This window comes from Rothia sp. (in: high G+C Gram-positive bacteria) (assembly GCF_015265375.1).
GTDB lineage: Bacteria > Actinomycetota > Actinomycetes > Actinomycetales > Micrococcaceae > Rothia.
Window position 1 is genome coordinate 1 of the sequence record NZ_JABZXW010000010.1, and the last position, 14,783, is coordinate 14,783.

General features: G+C 61.8%; 11 protein-coding genes. 1 reads left to right on the top strand and 10 read right to left on the bottom strand.

The window, feature by feature from the left end; genetic code table 11:
* Window positions 1-62: 62 nt before the first annotated feature.
* The 3 genes from dapF to miaB all read right to left on the bottom strand — a co-directional run bounded on the left by dapF (window position 63) and on the right by miaB (window position 3,614).
* On the bottom strand, window positions 63-998 hold the full coding sequence (gene dapF / locus HXO69_RS02585; RefSeq protein WP_049355146.1) for a diaminopimelate epimerase: 936 nt from the start codon (window positions 996-998) through the stop codon (window positions 63-65).
* Window positions 999-1,094: 96 nt separating this feature from the next.
* Entirely contained in the window at window positions 1,095-2,015 is a 921-nt protein-coding gene (miaA, locus tag HXO69_RS02590; RefSeq protein WP_407072254.1) for a tRNA (adenosine(37)-N6)-dimethylallyltransferase MiaA, read from the bottom strand.
* An 84-nt stretch (window positions 2,016-2,099) separates the two neighbouring features.
* Window positions 2,100-3,614 (bottom strand): tRNA (N6-isopentenyl adenosine(37)-C2)-methylthiotransferase MiaB, encoded by a 1,515-nt coding sequence (miaB, locus tag HXO69_RS02595; RefSeq protein ID WP_294645162.1) that lies wholly within the window; start codon window positions 3,612-3,614, stop codon window positions 2,100-2,102.
* 35 nt (window positions 3,615-3,649) lie between these two features.
* Here miaB and HXO69_RS02600 point away from each other — a divergent pair, with 35 nt between their 5' ends.
* Window positions 3,650-5,035: a hemin ABC transporter substrate-binding protein gene (locus tag HXO69_RS02600; RefSeq protein WP_296545143.1), complete on the top strand. Its 1,386-nt coding sequence runs from the start codon at window positions 3,650-3,652 to the stop codon at window positions 5,033-5,035.
* A 176-nt stretch (window positions 5,036-5,211) separates the two neighbouring features.
* Here the strand turns inward: HXO69_RS02600 and HXO69_RS02605 are convergent, their stop codons facing one another.
* The 7 genes from HXO69_RS02605 to HXO69_RS02635 form a co-directional block, all read right to left on the bottom strand.
* Entirely contained in the window at window positions 5,212-7,092 is a 1,881-nt protein-coding gene (locus HXO69_RS02605) for a RecX family transcriptional regulator (protein ID WP_296545145.1), read from the bottom strand.
* Window positions 7,093-7,287: 195 nt separating this feature from the next.
* Window positions 7,288-8,391, bottom strand: a complete 1,104-nt coding sequence (recA, locus tag HXO69_RS02610) for a recombinase RecA (protein ID WP_070643892.1) — start codon at window positions 8,389-8,391, stop codon at window positions 7,288-7,290.
* A gap of 390 nt (window positions 8,392-8,781) precedes the next feature.
* Window positions 8,782-9,003, bottom strand: a complete 222-nt coding sequence (locus tag HXO69_RS02615; protein WP_296545147.1) for a DUF3046 domain-containing protein — start codon at window positions 9,001-9,003, stop codon at window positions 8,782-8,784.
* Between the two features lie 158 nt (window positions 9,004-9,161).
* Entirely contained in the window at window positions 9,162-9,569 is a 408-nt protein-coding gene (locus HXO69_RS02620; RefSeq protein WP_005507109.1) for a helix-turn-helix domain-containing protein, read from the bottom strand.
* Window positions 9,570-9,808: 239 nt separating this feature from the next.
* Window positions 9,809-10,399, bottom strand: a complete 591-nt coding sequence (locus tag HXO69_RS02625; RefSeq protein ID WP_296545175.1) for a CinA family protein — start codon at window positions 10,397-10,399, stop codon at window positions 9,809-9,811.
* A 100-nt stretch (window positions 10,400-10,499) separates the two neighbouring features.
* Window positions 10,500-11,147 (bottom strand): CDP-diacylglycerol--glycerol-3-phosphate 3-phosphatidyltransferase, encoded by a 648-nt coding sequence (pgsA, locus tag HXO69_RS02630; protein ID WP_296545149.1) that lies wholly within the window; start codon window positions 11,145-11,147, stop codon window positions 10,500-10,502.
* A gap of 200 nt (window positions 11,148-11,347) precedes the next feature.
* Window positions 11,348-14,545, bottom strand: coding sequence for a DNA translocase FtsK (locus tag HXO69_RS02635; protein WP_049345101.1), 3,198 nt, complete (start codon window positions 14,543-14,545; stop codon window positions 11,348-11,350).
* Window positions 14,546-14,783: the final 238 nt, after the last annotated feature.

The following is a 14,783-nucleotide window of genomic DNA, read 5'->3' on the forward strand; positions in this document are numbered from 1 at the left end:
AAAACACCCGCCGCTTTTATATATCTAAGTCTCTATCGAGGACTGCTCGCTATCGCAGCAGACTATCGCAACACGACGGTTGCAACCATCTGCGCCGGACCAGCCAGAACAACATGCTCCAGGTCATCCGGGCCCAGTACGAAAGTCACCGCGAGGGTACCGCCGGGCACGTGCACGAGCCACTCATCCGGAGCTTCCTCTCCGCCCCAGAAACGGGTCGCCGCAGCCGCAGCACACGCACCGGTACCGCAGGAGAGGGTCTCACCCACGCCGCGTTCGTGCACGCGCATACGGATAGCGCCTACCTGAGTGCCGCTCTCAGTATCCACATCGACCGGCACCACAAATTCAACGTTCGTGCCGTTGACCGGGGCGGGGTTCACCTGCGGCAGGCTGTGCAGGTCCAGGCCGTCCAGCTTACCGTCGGAGCCGAGCATCACCACGGTGTGCGGGTTACCCATCGAAATGGACAGGCCAGCACGCGGAGTCTTCAGGCCGCGAGCAGACACCAGGCAGTCCTCGCCGCCCTCGCGGGCAGCGTCACCGTGGATGAAGCTCCACGGACCCATGTCAATCGCGTAGCCTTCTTCGGTGCGTGCGACGGTCTTCACGCCGGCGCGGGTACCGATCTTGACGGTCTCGCCCACCTCAAGCTCAATCAGGCCCTCAGTGCGCAGGTACTCCACGAACGCACGCACGCCGTTGCCGCACATCTCTGCGATAGAGCCGTCACCATTGCGGTAGTCCATGAACCAGACAGCGTCCGGGTGCTCCTCGAGCAGCTTCTGGCCCGCGCGGGAGGCGGTGCTGCGGGCAGCACGAATGAAGCCGTCCGCGCCGATGCCGAAGTGGCGGTCGCAGGCACGGGCTACCAGCTCGGGGGTGAGGGCAATTTCTGCGTTCTCGTCCGTCAGAAAAATGAAGTCGTTACCGGTGCCGTGACCCTTGGTGAGGGTCAGGCCTGCCAGCTCGCCCCAGATGGAAGGGTTCTCGCTCATATGCTGTCCTTAAGGTTGGTGACCTGTCCGTTTATGATTTTACCGCGCCGACCGACTCGACGAGGTATCTGTTCGGCTGCGGCTCGTTATTGTGGCTTATCGGGTGCTTTCGCGGATGATGGCTTCCGCTTCGTCGGCAAGGGTGGGTGAGAGCGCGTCCAGCCAGTGCACGCGCGGGTCCGCGCGGAACCAGGTCAGCTGGCGGCGTGCAAACTGGCGGGTGGCAATCGTCGTATCCTCAATCGCCTGCTCCACGCTGTAATCCTCATCTTCAAGGGCGCGGGCAAACTGCGCGTAACCAATCGCGCGGGAAGCGGTCTTCCCCTCCTGCAGTCCCTGCTCGTTCAGGGTGCGCACCTCGTCCAGCAGGCCGCGCTCGTGCATCAGCTCCACGCGGCGGTGCAGACGCTCGTGCAGCAGGGCACGATCCATATCCAGACCAATCTGAATACTCTCCGTCACGTACTCGCGCACCGGCATAAACGCCGAGAACGGGCGGCCCGTCACCTCGAACACCTCCAGGGCGCGAATAATGCGGCGCTCATCCTTCACGCGCGCCGCCGACTCCGGGTCCACCTCCGCCAGGCGGGCATGCAGAGCACCGATACCCTCGGTACGTGCCTGCTCCTCCAGACGCTCACGCACCCGCGCATCCGTGCCGGGGAACTCCAACTTATCCAGGGCGGCACGCACATACAGGCCGGAACCACCCACCAGAATCGGGTAGCGACCACGGCCGCGAATCTGCTCAATCAGCTCACGGCTACGCTCCTGAAACTCCGCCACGGACGCCTCATCCCGCACATCCATAATGTCCAGTAGGTGGTGCGGAACGCCGCGCATCTCCTCCGCAGTGACCTTCGCGGTACCAATATCCATGCCCCGGTAGAACTGCATAGAATCAGCGTTAATGCACTCACCATTCAGGCGCAGAGCCAGCTCAATGGCGAGCGCGCTCTTACCGGTGCCGGTCGGGCCCACAATAGCGATAACGGGCAGAGTTTCGGAGATAGTCATGCGCCCCATTCTACCGGTTCCCACTGCCCCACTCGCGGTGAGGATGAGGGCCCGAAGAACAGGGCGCATGATTCGATATAGGTTTTAGGGGCGCAGACCGATGGTCGGCATGCCCAGACCCACCGGCGCACCGGGAACCTGGGTGGTGCCGGTACCGCAGGAATCCGCCTGGGAGCGGTCCCACGCGTCACCGGCGCGGGTGCGGCGCAGCTGGTACTGCTCGGCGGTCGGGTCAGAAATCAGGTGGAAGGAACCAGCCTCGGTAATCGGCACGGTCACCATGTCGCCGGGGCGGGGAGTCTCGCAACCCTCGGGCACGGAGAAATGCACGAGGCGCTGGTCCGGGCCGCGGCCCGAGAGGCGGTGAGTCTGGTCGGCCTTACGACCAGCCTCCGCAACGACCATCAGCTCAACGGTCTTGCCGAGTTGCTTGCGGTTCTCCTCACCGGCGATGCGGTCCTGCAGAGCAATCAGACGCTCGTAGCGTTCCTGCACGACCTCCTTCGGGATCTGGTTCTCCATGGTCGCCGCCGGGGTGCCGGGGCGAATCGAGTACTGGAAGGTGAACGCGGAGGAGAAACGAGCCTGCTCCACAACCTTCAGGGTCTCCTGGAAGTCCTCTTCGGTCTCGCCGGGGAAGCCCACAATAATGTCGGTGGTAATCACGGCGTTCGGGATGCGCTCGCGTACCTTGTCCAGAATGTTCAGGAACTTCTTGGAGCGGTAGGAGCGGCGCATGTCCTTGAGCACCTTGTCGGAGCCGGACTGCAGCGGCATGTGCAGCACGGGCATGACGTTCGGGGTTTCCGCCATCGCGTCGATCACGTCGTCGGTGAACATTGCCGGGTGCGGGGAGGTGAAGCGCACGCGCTCCAGGCCCTCAATCTCGCCGCAGGCACGCAGCAGCTTGGAGAACGCCTGACGGTCGCCGAACTCCACGCCGTAGGAGTTCACGTTCTGACCGAGCAGGGTCACCTCGATAGCGCCGTCGTCGACCAGCGCCTGAACCTCAGCGAGAATGTCGCCGGGGCGGCGGTCCTTCTCCTTACCGCGCAGAGACGGCACGATGCAGAAGGTGCAGGTGTTGTTACAACCCACAGAGATAGACACCCAGCCGGAGTACACGTGATCGCGCTTGGTGGGCAGGGTGGAGGGGAAAACTTCGAGGGATTCGAGCAGCTCAGCCTGTGCCTCATGGTTGTGGCGGGCGCGCTCCAGCAGCGCCGGCAGGGAACCAATATTGTGGGTACCGAATACGACGTCAACCCAGGGCGCCTTCTCGATGATGGCGTCCTGATCCTTCTGCGCCAGGCAGCCGCCCACAGCGATCTGCATGCCCTTGTGGGCGCGCTTGACCGGCGCGAGCTGGCCAAGGTGACCGTACAGGCGGTTGGAAGCATTTTCGCGAACCGCGCAGGTGTTGAAAACCACCAGATCGGGCTGGGTGCCTTCCTCAGCGCGAACGTAGCCGTTAGCCTCCAGCAGGCCGGACATTCGTTCGGAGTCGTGCACGTTCATCTGGCAGCCGAAAGTGCGCACTTCGTAGGTGCGGGGGCTGGTTTCGGGGGTCTGGGCGGAATCGCTGAGGGTCGAAGTCATGCCCTATAGGGTATCCGATGGGGGATAATGGCTCTATGCAGGTTTCCCTTAGTAGTAACTTTCCGGCTCTGTCACCGAACGATTCTTCCGCTCCCGCCCCCGACGGGGAGCTTCTGAACACCCTCATTGAGGAGGCGATTGCCGCCTACTCCCCCGTGCCGCCTCAGGCGAGCGCTGATTCTGCCTCGATGCGTCAGAACCTGATGCAGCTACTCTGCTGGGCGCATTCCCTGGAGCAGGTGGCTGGTCGCGCGGTGGAGCGCGTGCAGATTCTGGGTACCGGCATGCGTTCGGTTGTGGTGCGTGTGGCGTATGAGCCTGCGGCCGAGTCTGCCCAGTCTTTCGAATCTGTCCAGTCTTTGCCGACCTCGATTATTGTGAAGCGTTACCGCCGTAAGGATTCGACGGTGAACGCGGGCGGTTTCGGGTACCTGCGCGAGCGCTACGGTCTGGAGGCGCTGAACCAGCAGGTTCCGGGTCTGTTCCCGCAGCTATACGGTGCGGACGCTGAACTGCGTGTGCTGGCGCTGGAGGATGTGAGTGCCGGAACCGTTGAGGGCGAGCAGTATTCGGTCGCGCACGCCCTGCTGGAGGGCACCGAGGAGCAGGCGCTGGATGCGCTGAGCTACTACATTGAGGCGTACCGTTCCCTTGCCGCCAGCGGCATTATGGGCGAGGCGGTGGAGGATTACCGCCTGAACCTGGCGCGCGCTGACCGTAAGGCGCAGTTCCCGGGCGCTATTGCCTCGCCGGGTTTGGCTGAGCGCGGTTTGAAGAAGCTGTACGGCGTGGCCGATGAGGCGCGTGCCCCCGAGCACGGTGCTGACTCCGCCCCCGTCTCTACCTCCGCTGAGCATGAGGATGCGCCCGTTCTTCCCGCCGCGGTTGAGGAGCTGTCCTTCCGATTCCGCCGCGTCCTGCAGCCCTTCTTTACCAAGCGCCCGCCGGTACCCGAGCAGTTCAAGCTCAACCGCGGACGTGTCTACATGCTCTCGTCTGGCGATTTTTCGCCGCAGAACGTACTGATTGGTTCGGCAGACGGCGCGCAGGTGCGCATGGTCGACGCGGAGGGCACCTGCCTGCACCACCGCGGATTCCCCTTCGTTGAGGCGATGCTGGGCTTCCCCTCCTCCCCGGAGTACCCGCGCTACCGGGTGGACCGGAAGAAGGCGCTACCGGCGCTGTACTCTGCGCTCTTTGAGGACGCGCCGCTGGATGAGCACCTGGCGGAAGACCTTGCCGTGTGCGCAGCGGTGACCGTGTGCGCGCTGCTGGAGCTCTACTCTTCTTCGGCGCGTTCCGGCTTGTTGCCGCGTATTCGCCGTGAGGGTGCGCAACTAATGCGCTTGCTGTTGGAGATTGCCGGTTCTCAGGATGCAACCCTCGCCGAGTTCGCGGAGCGTCTGGGCGCTGTTGACTAGACAGCAGAATAGAGAGCAGATATAGCTTTCGACAAGGCGTTTGATAAAACTCAAAAGCGTAAAGGGTGAGCCCGCCACAGAGTGTGTCTGTAGCGGGCTCACCCTTTATTGTGCCTATTTTCGCGGTCACCCCGGCGTGGGTCTATTCGTGCGTGCGGAGCGTATTTATTCGCTCTCTACCAGAGCTCGTCCTCCGCGCCGTAGGCGGCAAGCTCCTCACGAATCACCGACATCGACACCGAGGAGGAGTATCCGCGGCGCGCGAGCATCCCCAGCAGGCGGCGGGTGACCTTATCCTTTTCGGCGCGGTCGCTCAGGTCCATGCCGGGGCGCAACTTCTTACGCACCAGCTCGGCGGCGTCCTCGCGTTCCTGCTCGTCGGTGCGCTGTGCCAGGGCGTTCTCCGCTTCTTCACCGCGCACCCCGCGTTCAGCAAGCTCACGGCGAAGCGCGGCGCGGGAGAGCTTCTTAGTACGACTCTTCTGCGCCACAAACGTCTGGGCGTATTCGGCATCGTCAATGAGTTTTGCCGCCTCGAACTTATCGAGCAGCGGCTCAATGAGCTCAGCCTCAAAGCCTCCCGCCTGGAGCTTCTTACGCAGCTGACCTCGGGTTTTTGCCGAGTACGCCAGCTGGTTGTACACGATGGTCTTAGCGCGAGTGTAAGGATCTGTTTCCTCGGCGGCGCGGGCGGCACGCACCTTCTGCTTCCAGGAGGGCACGTTGCTTTCCGCCTGTGAGGAAGCCTTTCCTCTCTGAGAGCTACCCGGCTGAGAACCGTGCGCTCGAGAATTACCTGAAGCGGCGCGGCGCTTTCCGGTGCCGACGCCCTGCGCCTCTTCCTCGGCAATACCGCGGATGAGGGCTTCTTCGGCGGGGGTAAGTTCTTCGTTCAAGGCGCTTCCCTCCCTAAATAGGTTGCTCCCCGAGCCGCGGCGTGTGGTGCTATTGCGGGTTTCCTCGTCGTCACTTCGAACCCCGAAGGCGGGCGCATAGGGCGAACGGCTCCGCATTTTCTCTTCCTGCGCCGCGCTCATGCGACGGAATCCACGTTTGTAGTCGGTGTTCTTGGAGGCTCGCGAAGACTTGCGTTTCTTCTGCTTATCCCGCTGAGCGGCTTGCCTCTCGATCTCTTCCTTCTCTTCGGCGGTGAGCCCCGATCCGATGGATGCGGCACCGGCTCGGCTCATACGGCCTGCCGCCATGGGGCGCGGCTCGGCACCGCCGGGGGTGAACGCACGCTGGGGTGCTTCGTCGATGGAGACGGCGGGCAGGTTCGGGTCAACGAGCAGGCTACGGCGCGGCGATTCGCCGTCTTCCTCAGAGTCGCCACCTTCAGAGTTGGCGGGCACAGCCTGCAGGGGTAGCTCGGGTACGCGGAACTCACCCGCGTAGTCGTTGCCGGTATCGCGGGCGATGCTTTCTTCGACAAAACCGTGCGCGGCGGGGTGCCAGTCTGGGAACTCCTCAGCGACTACCGGGTCCGCGGCTCTGTTCCGCGCCCACTTCTTGGGTGCAGGCTTTTCGGGTTGCTGCGCTTTCTGTGCAGGCTTTTGGGGCGAGGTTTTCGGGGACGCGGGCTTCTCCGCTTCTGCGGGTGCCGCTTCGTCCGCGGGTACCCACCCCGCGTACTCTGCTTCAGGGTAGGGAGGCTCGTCCAGATACGGGGGTTCATCCTCGTACGGAGGCTCCTCGGGGTAGGGCGGCTCATCCGAATACGAGGGTTCATCCGCATACGGAGGCTCCACCGTCTGCGGCACAGCGGGCGCGGGCTCCAGAACAGCAGGAGGGGTAGTCTGCGGCACCTTCCAGTTGAGGGTGGGTTCCGCCAGGGGCGCGGGCGCCTCGAAGCTGAGCGCCTCGAAGCCGCTTACTTCAACCGGCGGGGCAACAGGTTCAAAGGAAACAGGCGCAGAGAAGTCAGAGCTCTCGAAGGCTGAACCCTGCAGAGCTGAGGAACCAAAGTGCGGTTCGGTCGCATCCAGCGCCGCAAAACCGGCGTCGCCGTCACGCGCGCTATTTTGCTCGCGCTCTTTATGACCGTTCTGTTCCGTCATGTTCAGTTCCTCCTCTCCCCTGTGTCGAATCGCTTGATGACCCGTGCGCCGGGCTATACGGCGCTCCCCCATTGTATCTAGGCGTTGTCCCAGCGCTCCGTTACTCCCGTTAACGACAGATTGCCGTGCACCGTGCGGAATGCACAGCACACGGCAATTCAGTCGTGGCGTTAGCAAGAATCTACGCGAGCCGGTTTAGAACTCCTCAGCCAGCTCGTCCAGCGGGTCGTTACCCTCGGACTCAGCGGCTGCCTGCTCGTCAGCTTCTTCCTCAATGATGCCCAGCTTCACCAGAACCTTGTACTGCAGTTCCTCGGTGAGCTCGGGGTTGTCCTTGAGCAGCTTACGAACGTTCTCGCGGCCCTGGCCCAGCTGCTCACCGTCGTAGGTGAACCATGCGCCGGACTTCTTGACGATGTCATTCTCCACCGCCAGGTCAAGGATGCCACCCTCAACGGAGATGCCCTCACCGTAGAGGATGTCGAACTCAGCCTGCTTGAAGGGCGGAGCCATCTTGTTCTTCACAACCTTGGCTCGGGTGCGGTTACCAATCGGGTTAGCGCCGTCCTTGAGGGTCTCAATGCGGCGAATGTCGATACGGACCGAAGCGTAGAACTTCAGCGCCTTACCACCGGTGGTGGTTTCGGGGGAGCCGAAGAAGACACCAATCTTCTCACGCAGCTGGTTGATGAAGATTGCGGTGGTGCCGGTTGCGGAGAGGCGGCCGGTAATCTTACGCAGAGCCTGGCTCATGAGGCGAGCCTGCAGACCCACGTGGGAGTCACCCATATCGCCTTCAATTTCGGCGCGGGGTACCAGTGCTGCCACGGAGTCGACGACCACGATATCAACGGCGCCGGAACCAACCAGCATGTCCATGATTTCCAGTGCCTGCTCGCCGGTGTCGGGCTGAGAAACCAGCAGCTGGTCGATGTCCACGCCCAGCTTTGCCGCGTAAATCGGGTCCAGTGCGTGCTCGGCGTCGATGAACGCTGCCACGCCGCCTGCCTTCTGAACGTTCGCTACCGCGTGCAGTGCGACGGTGGTCTTACCGGAGGACTCGGGACCGTAAATCTCGATAACGCGGCCGCGGGGCAGACCGCCAATGCCCAGAGCGGCATCCAGGGCGATAGCGCCGGTGGAGATAACCTCGGTCTTGGTGGTTTCCTTATCACCCAGGCGCATGACTGCACCCTTGCCGTAGTTCTTGTCGATCTGTGCCATCACGGCTTCAAGTGCCTTGGCGCGACCCTCTTCGGGAACGCGAGCTACGCTCTGAGACTTGGTGTTCTTAGCCACGGTAGTACCTCGTTCTTTGTGTTGTCAGTGGTTGACGGGAGTAATGTTTCTTCGGAATCGGTGGGACTCGTAATCGAGACCTTGAAGGTTGTGGCCTACCGGTTCCTTCTGAGACTACTCTAGGGTCACAGCCTGACAGGATAAGGCCATTTTTTAAAATCTGTGGAAAACTCTGAAGATTTTTCCGAAAAATTCCTGATGTGGAAAAGTCTAGCACGAATCGAACAAAATTACGACCTAGTTTCGAATGAATCGGATAGGGTTTCGGCATATATTTTCGAAAAACCCCGAAATTCCGGCTGATTATTCGAAAATACCGCCCGCGCGAGCGCTAGCACTCGAACACATAGGATGCCCCGCCCCTACGGTAGGCAATGCCACCCACGCTACTTAGCGCAGCGGCTCCTTATCCGGGCCCAGGCGGCGCTCCTGCGGAATCTCCTGCTCATCACAAATCGCAAGCCACACATCCTTCGGATTAACGCCCTGGTCCAGCGCCTCCGCAGCGGTCACATGCCCCAGAGAGCCCAGCACCAAGTCCCGCGCCAGCACCGGCGCATACCCGGCACCGAACTCATACTCCATGCATGCCCAAAATTCGCTCAGCTTCACAAGCACTCCTTACGCTTCACCGCTAGTTCGCTTCATAATTCGTCACATCACCCGAGAAATAATCCAGAGTAAACCCGAGAATAAGCGATGCCGCACACCCACCTTACGGGGATGCACGGCATCGCTTCACGTTTTAGCACGGCATGTGCCGCCTCGCATTACTTCGAAAGAATGTAGTAATCGCTCTTGTACTGCTCAGACATCTCAGCCGGAACAGTATCCGGAATCTGAACGCCCTCGAGAACCGCCATACGGTCGGCAACCTCACGCAGCATCTGGGACATCGGAATGTCCAGAGCCTGGCAAATCCACGCCAGCAGTTCGGAGGAAGCTTCCTTCTGACCGCGCTCAACTTCGCTCAGGTAACCGAGAGAAACACGGGCACGCTGGGAAACCTCGCGCAGGGTGCGGCCCTGACGCTGGCGAACATCGCGAAGAACCTCACCGATTGCCTGTCGCAGGGGAACAACCTTAGCTTCCTCAACGACCGGGGCAACCTGACGGGGGGTCTCCTCGATTTCCTTCCACTTAGTAATGCCATTAATCGATACGCGCTGCTTAGCCATGAGCTTCTATATCACTTTCCTGAGTAGGTATTCCCGACCTGCGGGACTGTACAGAGTTAAGCCTAACTGATTTTTGAGGCATGAGCTAGGAGCCTCGCCATTTTCGTCCTCTTCTTACGGCTTGTATCTATTCAAACAGGCGAACCTATGCCTTTATTCCTGCGGAGCTGAGAGAACCCTGTGAATATATTTGAACCGTAAAATTTTTTTCTCAGCCAGGTACCGCACAGCCCGGCACGCTACGCCAACTCGTTCTCCAGCACACCGTCGGCACCGCCACGCACCGCACGCGCCAGCAGAGCAATCGCATCCGCGCTCGCCGCCGCACGAATCTGCGCGCGATCCCCCGAATAGTGGCGCTCAAACACCTCAGAACCGCCCGGGGAACACACGCCAATATAGACCGTGCCCACCGGCTGCCCATCCGCAGGATCGGGACCGGCAACGCCCGTAGTCGACACCGCATAGTCGGCACCGCACACACGCACCGCGCCAACAGCCATCTGCACCGCCACCGCAGGATGCACCGCACCCTCACGCGCCAGCAGCTGAGCATCCACGCCCAGCACCTGCGCCTTCACCTCGTAGGCGTAGGAAATCACGCCGCCACGGTAATACGCGGATGCGCCCGGCACCGTACAAATCGCGCCGCCAACATCCCCGCCGGTCAGCGACTCCGCCGTCGCCACCTGCACCGGCCCCTCCTGGGAGGCGCGCAACCGCACCGCATCACGCAGTAGCAGCGCCGCCGCCTCCGGGGTGCCGGAGAAAACCTCAGCGGAGGAAAGCTCAAGGGACAGAGCATCTTCAAGTACGAGGGGAACCATTATTCTCTCCTTTCAGCGGCGAACCGCCGCTCAAAACCTCACGCGGCACACAACGCGCCGCAGGTACAGCGAAGGGGAGCAGCACACGCCACTCCCCTCGCATCTAGTGACCGCCGCTCTGGGAGGCCTGAGCCTGCAACCAGTTACGACGCAAAATATACGCATCACGCACATACACCAGGCCGGTCCACACGGTAATCGCGGTGACCGCACCCATCAGAACCCAACCCGGAATCAGCCAACCGATACCCAGCTGACCCAGCGGCAGAAGCATCAGCACCAGCGCCACCGTCTGCAGAACGGTCTTAATCTTGCCGCCCTTACTAGCGGCCATCACACCGTACTTAATGACGAACAGACGCATGATCGTAATGCCCCACTCGCGCAGCAGAATCACAATCGTGACCCACCACCACAGCTCGCCCAGCGCCGACAGCACAATGAACGCCGCGCCAGTGAGGAACTTATCGGCAATCGGGTCAGCAATCTTACCGAAGCTCGTAATCAGGTTACGCGAGCGCGCCAGGTAGCCATCCGCCCAGTCCGTGAGCATAGCAAGAATAAAAATAATCCACGCCAGCCAGCGGTGCGTCGGATCAGCGGCACCAAAAGTACCGCCCGCAACCAGGGCAACAATGAAGAAAGGAACCGCAATAATACGCAGAACCGTCAACACATTCGGCACATTCCAGTTCGAAGGCTTCGCTGTGCTGACCGCACCGGCGGGTGCGGAATTGCGAGCTTCACTCATAACGGCTCCTTACGGGTAGATGGCTTTCGACGGTGAGAGACCGCGTACGCACCGACACCTAAACGTATCGGGGATACGCAAACACCCCGTACCGTCCATTATACGTGTGCCGTAGCAGACATCACAGGGATGATACGGGGTGCATGTCGCACGCTCACTCAGCTGAGTGGACTCAGCCGAATGGATAGGGCGCTGAGGGGCTAGCGGCCGGTCAGCTGCCAGGCGTCCTCCGAGCCCTCATCATCGGGCTCATCGAAATAGTCGGTGACCGGCTCGCCCGGGTCCACGGCATTCGCGTAAGGGTCAGCAGCCGGAGGCTCCTCACCGCGAATACGCGCCAGGGTCGCCTGCAAGTCATCCGGGCGGATGAGCACCTCACGTGCCTTCGAGCCCTCCGAGGGGCCCACCACGCCCTGCGACTCCAGCAGGTCCATGATGCGGCCAGCCTTCGCGAAGCCCATGCGTAGCTTACGCTGCAGCATCGAGGTCGAACCGAACTGGGTCGTAATCACAATCTCCGCCGCCTGCAGCAGATCGTCGAGGTCATCGCCGATTTCCTCATCAATCTGTTTCTTCGCGGCAGAGACCATCACGTCCTCACGGTAGATGGTCGGCGCCTGCTTCTTCACGTGCTCAACCACGGCGTGAATCTCAGACTCAGACACCCACGCACCCTGAACACGCATCGGCTTCGAAGCACCCATCGGCAGGAAGAGCGCATCACCCTGACCGATCAGCTTCTCCGCGCCGGGCTGATCCAGCACCACGCGAGAGTCAGTGACCGAGGAGGTCGCAAACGCCATACGAGACGGAACGTTCGCCTTAATCAGACCGGTCACCACATCCACCGACGGACGCTGGGTCGCCAGCACCAGGTGAATACCCGCCGCACGCGCCAGCTGCGTAATACGAACAATCGCCTCTTCCACGTCACGCGGGGCGACCATCATCAGGTCGGCGAGCTCGTCAACAATCACCAGCAGGTACGGGTACTCGTGCACCGTGCGCTTGCTACCGGGATCGGGCTGAACTTTACCCTCACGCACCGCCTTGTTGAAGTCGTCCACGTGCTTGTAGCCGTAGTGGGCGAGGTCGTCGTAGCGGGCATCCATCTCACGAACCACCCACTGAAGAGCCTCAGCAGCCTTCTTCGGGTTCGTAATGATGGGCGTAATCAGGTGCGGAATACCCTCATAGGCAGTCAGCTCCACACGCTTCGGGTCAACCATCACCAGGCGCACTTGGTCCGGGGTTGCACGCATCAGAATCGAGGTAATCATCGAGTTCACGAACGAGGACTTACCGGCACCGGTCGCACCGGCGACCAGCATATGCGGCATCTTCGCGAGGTTCGCCAGCACGAAGCCGCCCTCAACGTCCTTACCCACACCCATGACCATCGGGTGCTGGTTCGCGTGAGCCTGCGGGGAACGCAACACGTCGCCCAGGGCCACGGTCTCGCGGTCCGTATTCGGAATCTCAATACCGATTGCGGACTTACCCGGAATCGGGGACAGAATACGAACATCCGGGCTCGCCACAGCGTACGCAATGTTCTTGCTCAGCGCGGTCACGCGCTCCACCTTCGTGGCGGGACCCAGCTCAATCTCGTAGCGGGTCACGGTCGGGCCGCGCGAGAAGCCGGTGACCTGCGCATCCACCTTGAACTGCTCCAGCACGTTCGTCAAAGCTTCAACCACGTGCTCGTTGACTTCGGAGGATTCCTTAGCGGGCGGGCCAGAAACCAGCATCTCCTCAGAAGGCAGCACGTACGCGCCGCGGGAGGACTGCACAACCTGCTCGCCGCGCGCCCGCTCGGTGGTCGCCACCTGAGTATTGTTCTGCAGCGGGCGGGATGCGCCAGCCTCGGGCGCTCGCGAAGCCGCGGGAGCCGCGTTCTTCGGGTGAGCACCCGGCGAGTGCATGCGGGTCGGAATCGGAGGCTGAGCCGCGGGTGCGGCAGGAGCCTGGGACGCGGAAGCCGAGGCGGCAGACTGCGCAGGGTTCACCACCTGGTGCGGCTTAGTCTGCGGTGCAGCTTCCTCAGAAGCGCCGAAGCCGTCATATGCCTCAACATCAAAGAGAGGCTCCTCGCCAGGAATACGGTTCACGCGGCCGTTCGCCACAGCGGCGCGCTGCACCTGATCCAGGCGGGCTGCGGGCGCATCCGACGCCTCAACGTCGAAGAGGTCAGGGCTGCTCGAATAAGCGCCGTTCTGTGCAGAGGTACCCTGGGCTGACGCACCCTGCGCGGCCGGTGCCTGATTGAGGCGACCGGGCAGACGGGACAGACGGTTCGGCTTAGCCGCCGGGCGCGTCTGCTGAGCGGATGCCTGCGCAGAATCCTGTGCGGAGTCCTCCGGCTGTACCGGCATCTGCGTGGTCTCCGGGTGAGTCTCATCCACCACGGCGCTCACGAATGCTTCATCACCGGCGTACTCGTCCAGGGAAGAATCGGTCGACGTAGCGGGAGCAATGCCCAACCAGCCGCGCAGACGAGCGAACAGGCCGCCAGACTTCTGAGGCGTGCGTGCCGGCTTCTCATCGTCACCGTACAGGTAGCTGCGGTCATGCTCCTCAGCGTTCAGGTCCACGGTCTGAGTCGCATCCGAAGGGCTGTCCTTAACGGAGGTTCGAGTCGTGCCGTTCGGCTTCTCACCCAGAGCCAGACCGACCAGGTGCAAAGTACGCGGCACCACCTGACGAATCGGGGTATTCGTCAGAACCATCAGACCGGCAATACCCAGTAGCAGGTGAATCAGAATCTCAACGAACGCAATACCGCCGCTCACACGCACAATGGGGGTGCCCAGCAGCACGCCAGCCACACCACCACCAGCCCAGACGGCGTCAAAACCATCCGCGAAGGTCGGGTGACCCGCATGGCGAGCAAAGAACAGGGAGGTCGCCACCAGGATGATGAAGGAGCCCAACGCCACGCGGTTATTACGTTTAATCAGGTCGGGTCCACGGAAAACGCACCACGCCATGATGAGGCAGAGCACCGGGACCAGCAGGGCGCCCTGACCGAAAATACCGCCCAGCATGGTGTGCCAGGCGTCCAGGGGCGCACGCAACAAACCGAGGGAGGTGTGGGCACGCCAGTTGTACCACTCCACTCCGGCGCTAATCAGGCCGAACAGCAGGATGGTGAGCGCGCCGCCGTCACGGCGGTCTTCGGGCGCAAGGTCGGTGCGCACCGCGCCGATGGAGCGGAAGAGCCCACCGATAGCGTGAGCGATGCTCAGCCAGACGGAGGAGATAGCACCCGCTACAGGGTTCGCCGCGTTGGCACCGCGCTGGGCACCGCCTCGGGAGGTGGTGCGCTTGCGGGTGGTCTTCTTAGTGTTTGCTTTAGTAGAGGTCGTGTTACGACCCTTCGTGGTCCGTGGAGCCATACCTTTTAGGGTATCAACCTTCCCGTTAATGTACCGATTCTTTCGTTATCAGTGAGCTAAAAAGTGTGCCCCGCCCTGTGTCTGTGAGGGCGTTGATAGGGCGCTGATGAGGCGCTTCTCCCCTACCGCGTTCGCTTTCGCGTAGCTTTCGCGCATACGTTCGGCAGATACACAGCAGGCGGGGCCGACACAACGTATCGACCCCGCCTTTTCGCTATGACAGGCAGCTAGCCTCGCG

Bases quoted from the DNA above. Each gene is read 5' to 3' on its own strand.
- dapF (WP_049355146.1), bottom strand. From the start codon at position 998: ATGAGCGAGAACCCTTCCATCTGGGGCGAGCTGGCAGGCCTGACCCTC.
- miaA (WP_407072254.1), bottom strand. From the start codon at position 2,015: ATGACTATCTCCGAAACTCTGCCCGTTATCGCTATTGTGGGCCCGACC.
- miaB (WP_294645162.1), bottom strand. From the start codon at position 3,614: ATGACTTCGACCCTCAGCGATTCCGCCCAGACCCCCGAAACCAGCCCC.
- HXO69_RS02600 (WP_296545143.1), top strand. From the start codon at position 3,650: ATGCAGGTTTCCCTTAGTAGTAACTTTCCGGCTCTGTCACCGAACGAT.
- HXO69_RS02605 (WP_296545145.1), bottom strand. From the start codon at position 7,092: ATGACGGAACAGAACGGTCATAAAGAGCGCGAGCAAAATAGCGCGCGT.
- HXO69_RS02620 (WP_005507109.1), bottom strand. From the start codon at position 9,569: ATGGCTAAGCAGCGCGTATCGATTAATGGCATTACTAAGTGGAAGGAA.
- pgsA (WP_296545149.1), bottom strand. From the start codon at position 11,147: ATGAGTGAAGCTCGCAATTCCGCACCCGCCGGTGCGGTCAGCACAGCG.
- HXO69_RS02635 (WP_049345101.1), bottom strand. From the start codon at position 14,545: ATGGCTCCACGGACCACGAAGGGTCGTAACACGACCTCTACTAAAGCA.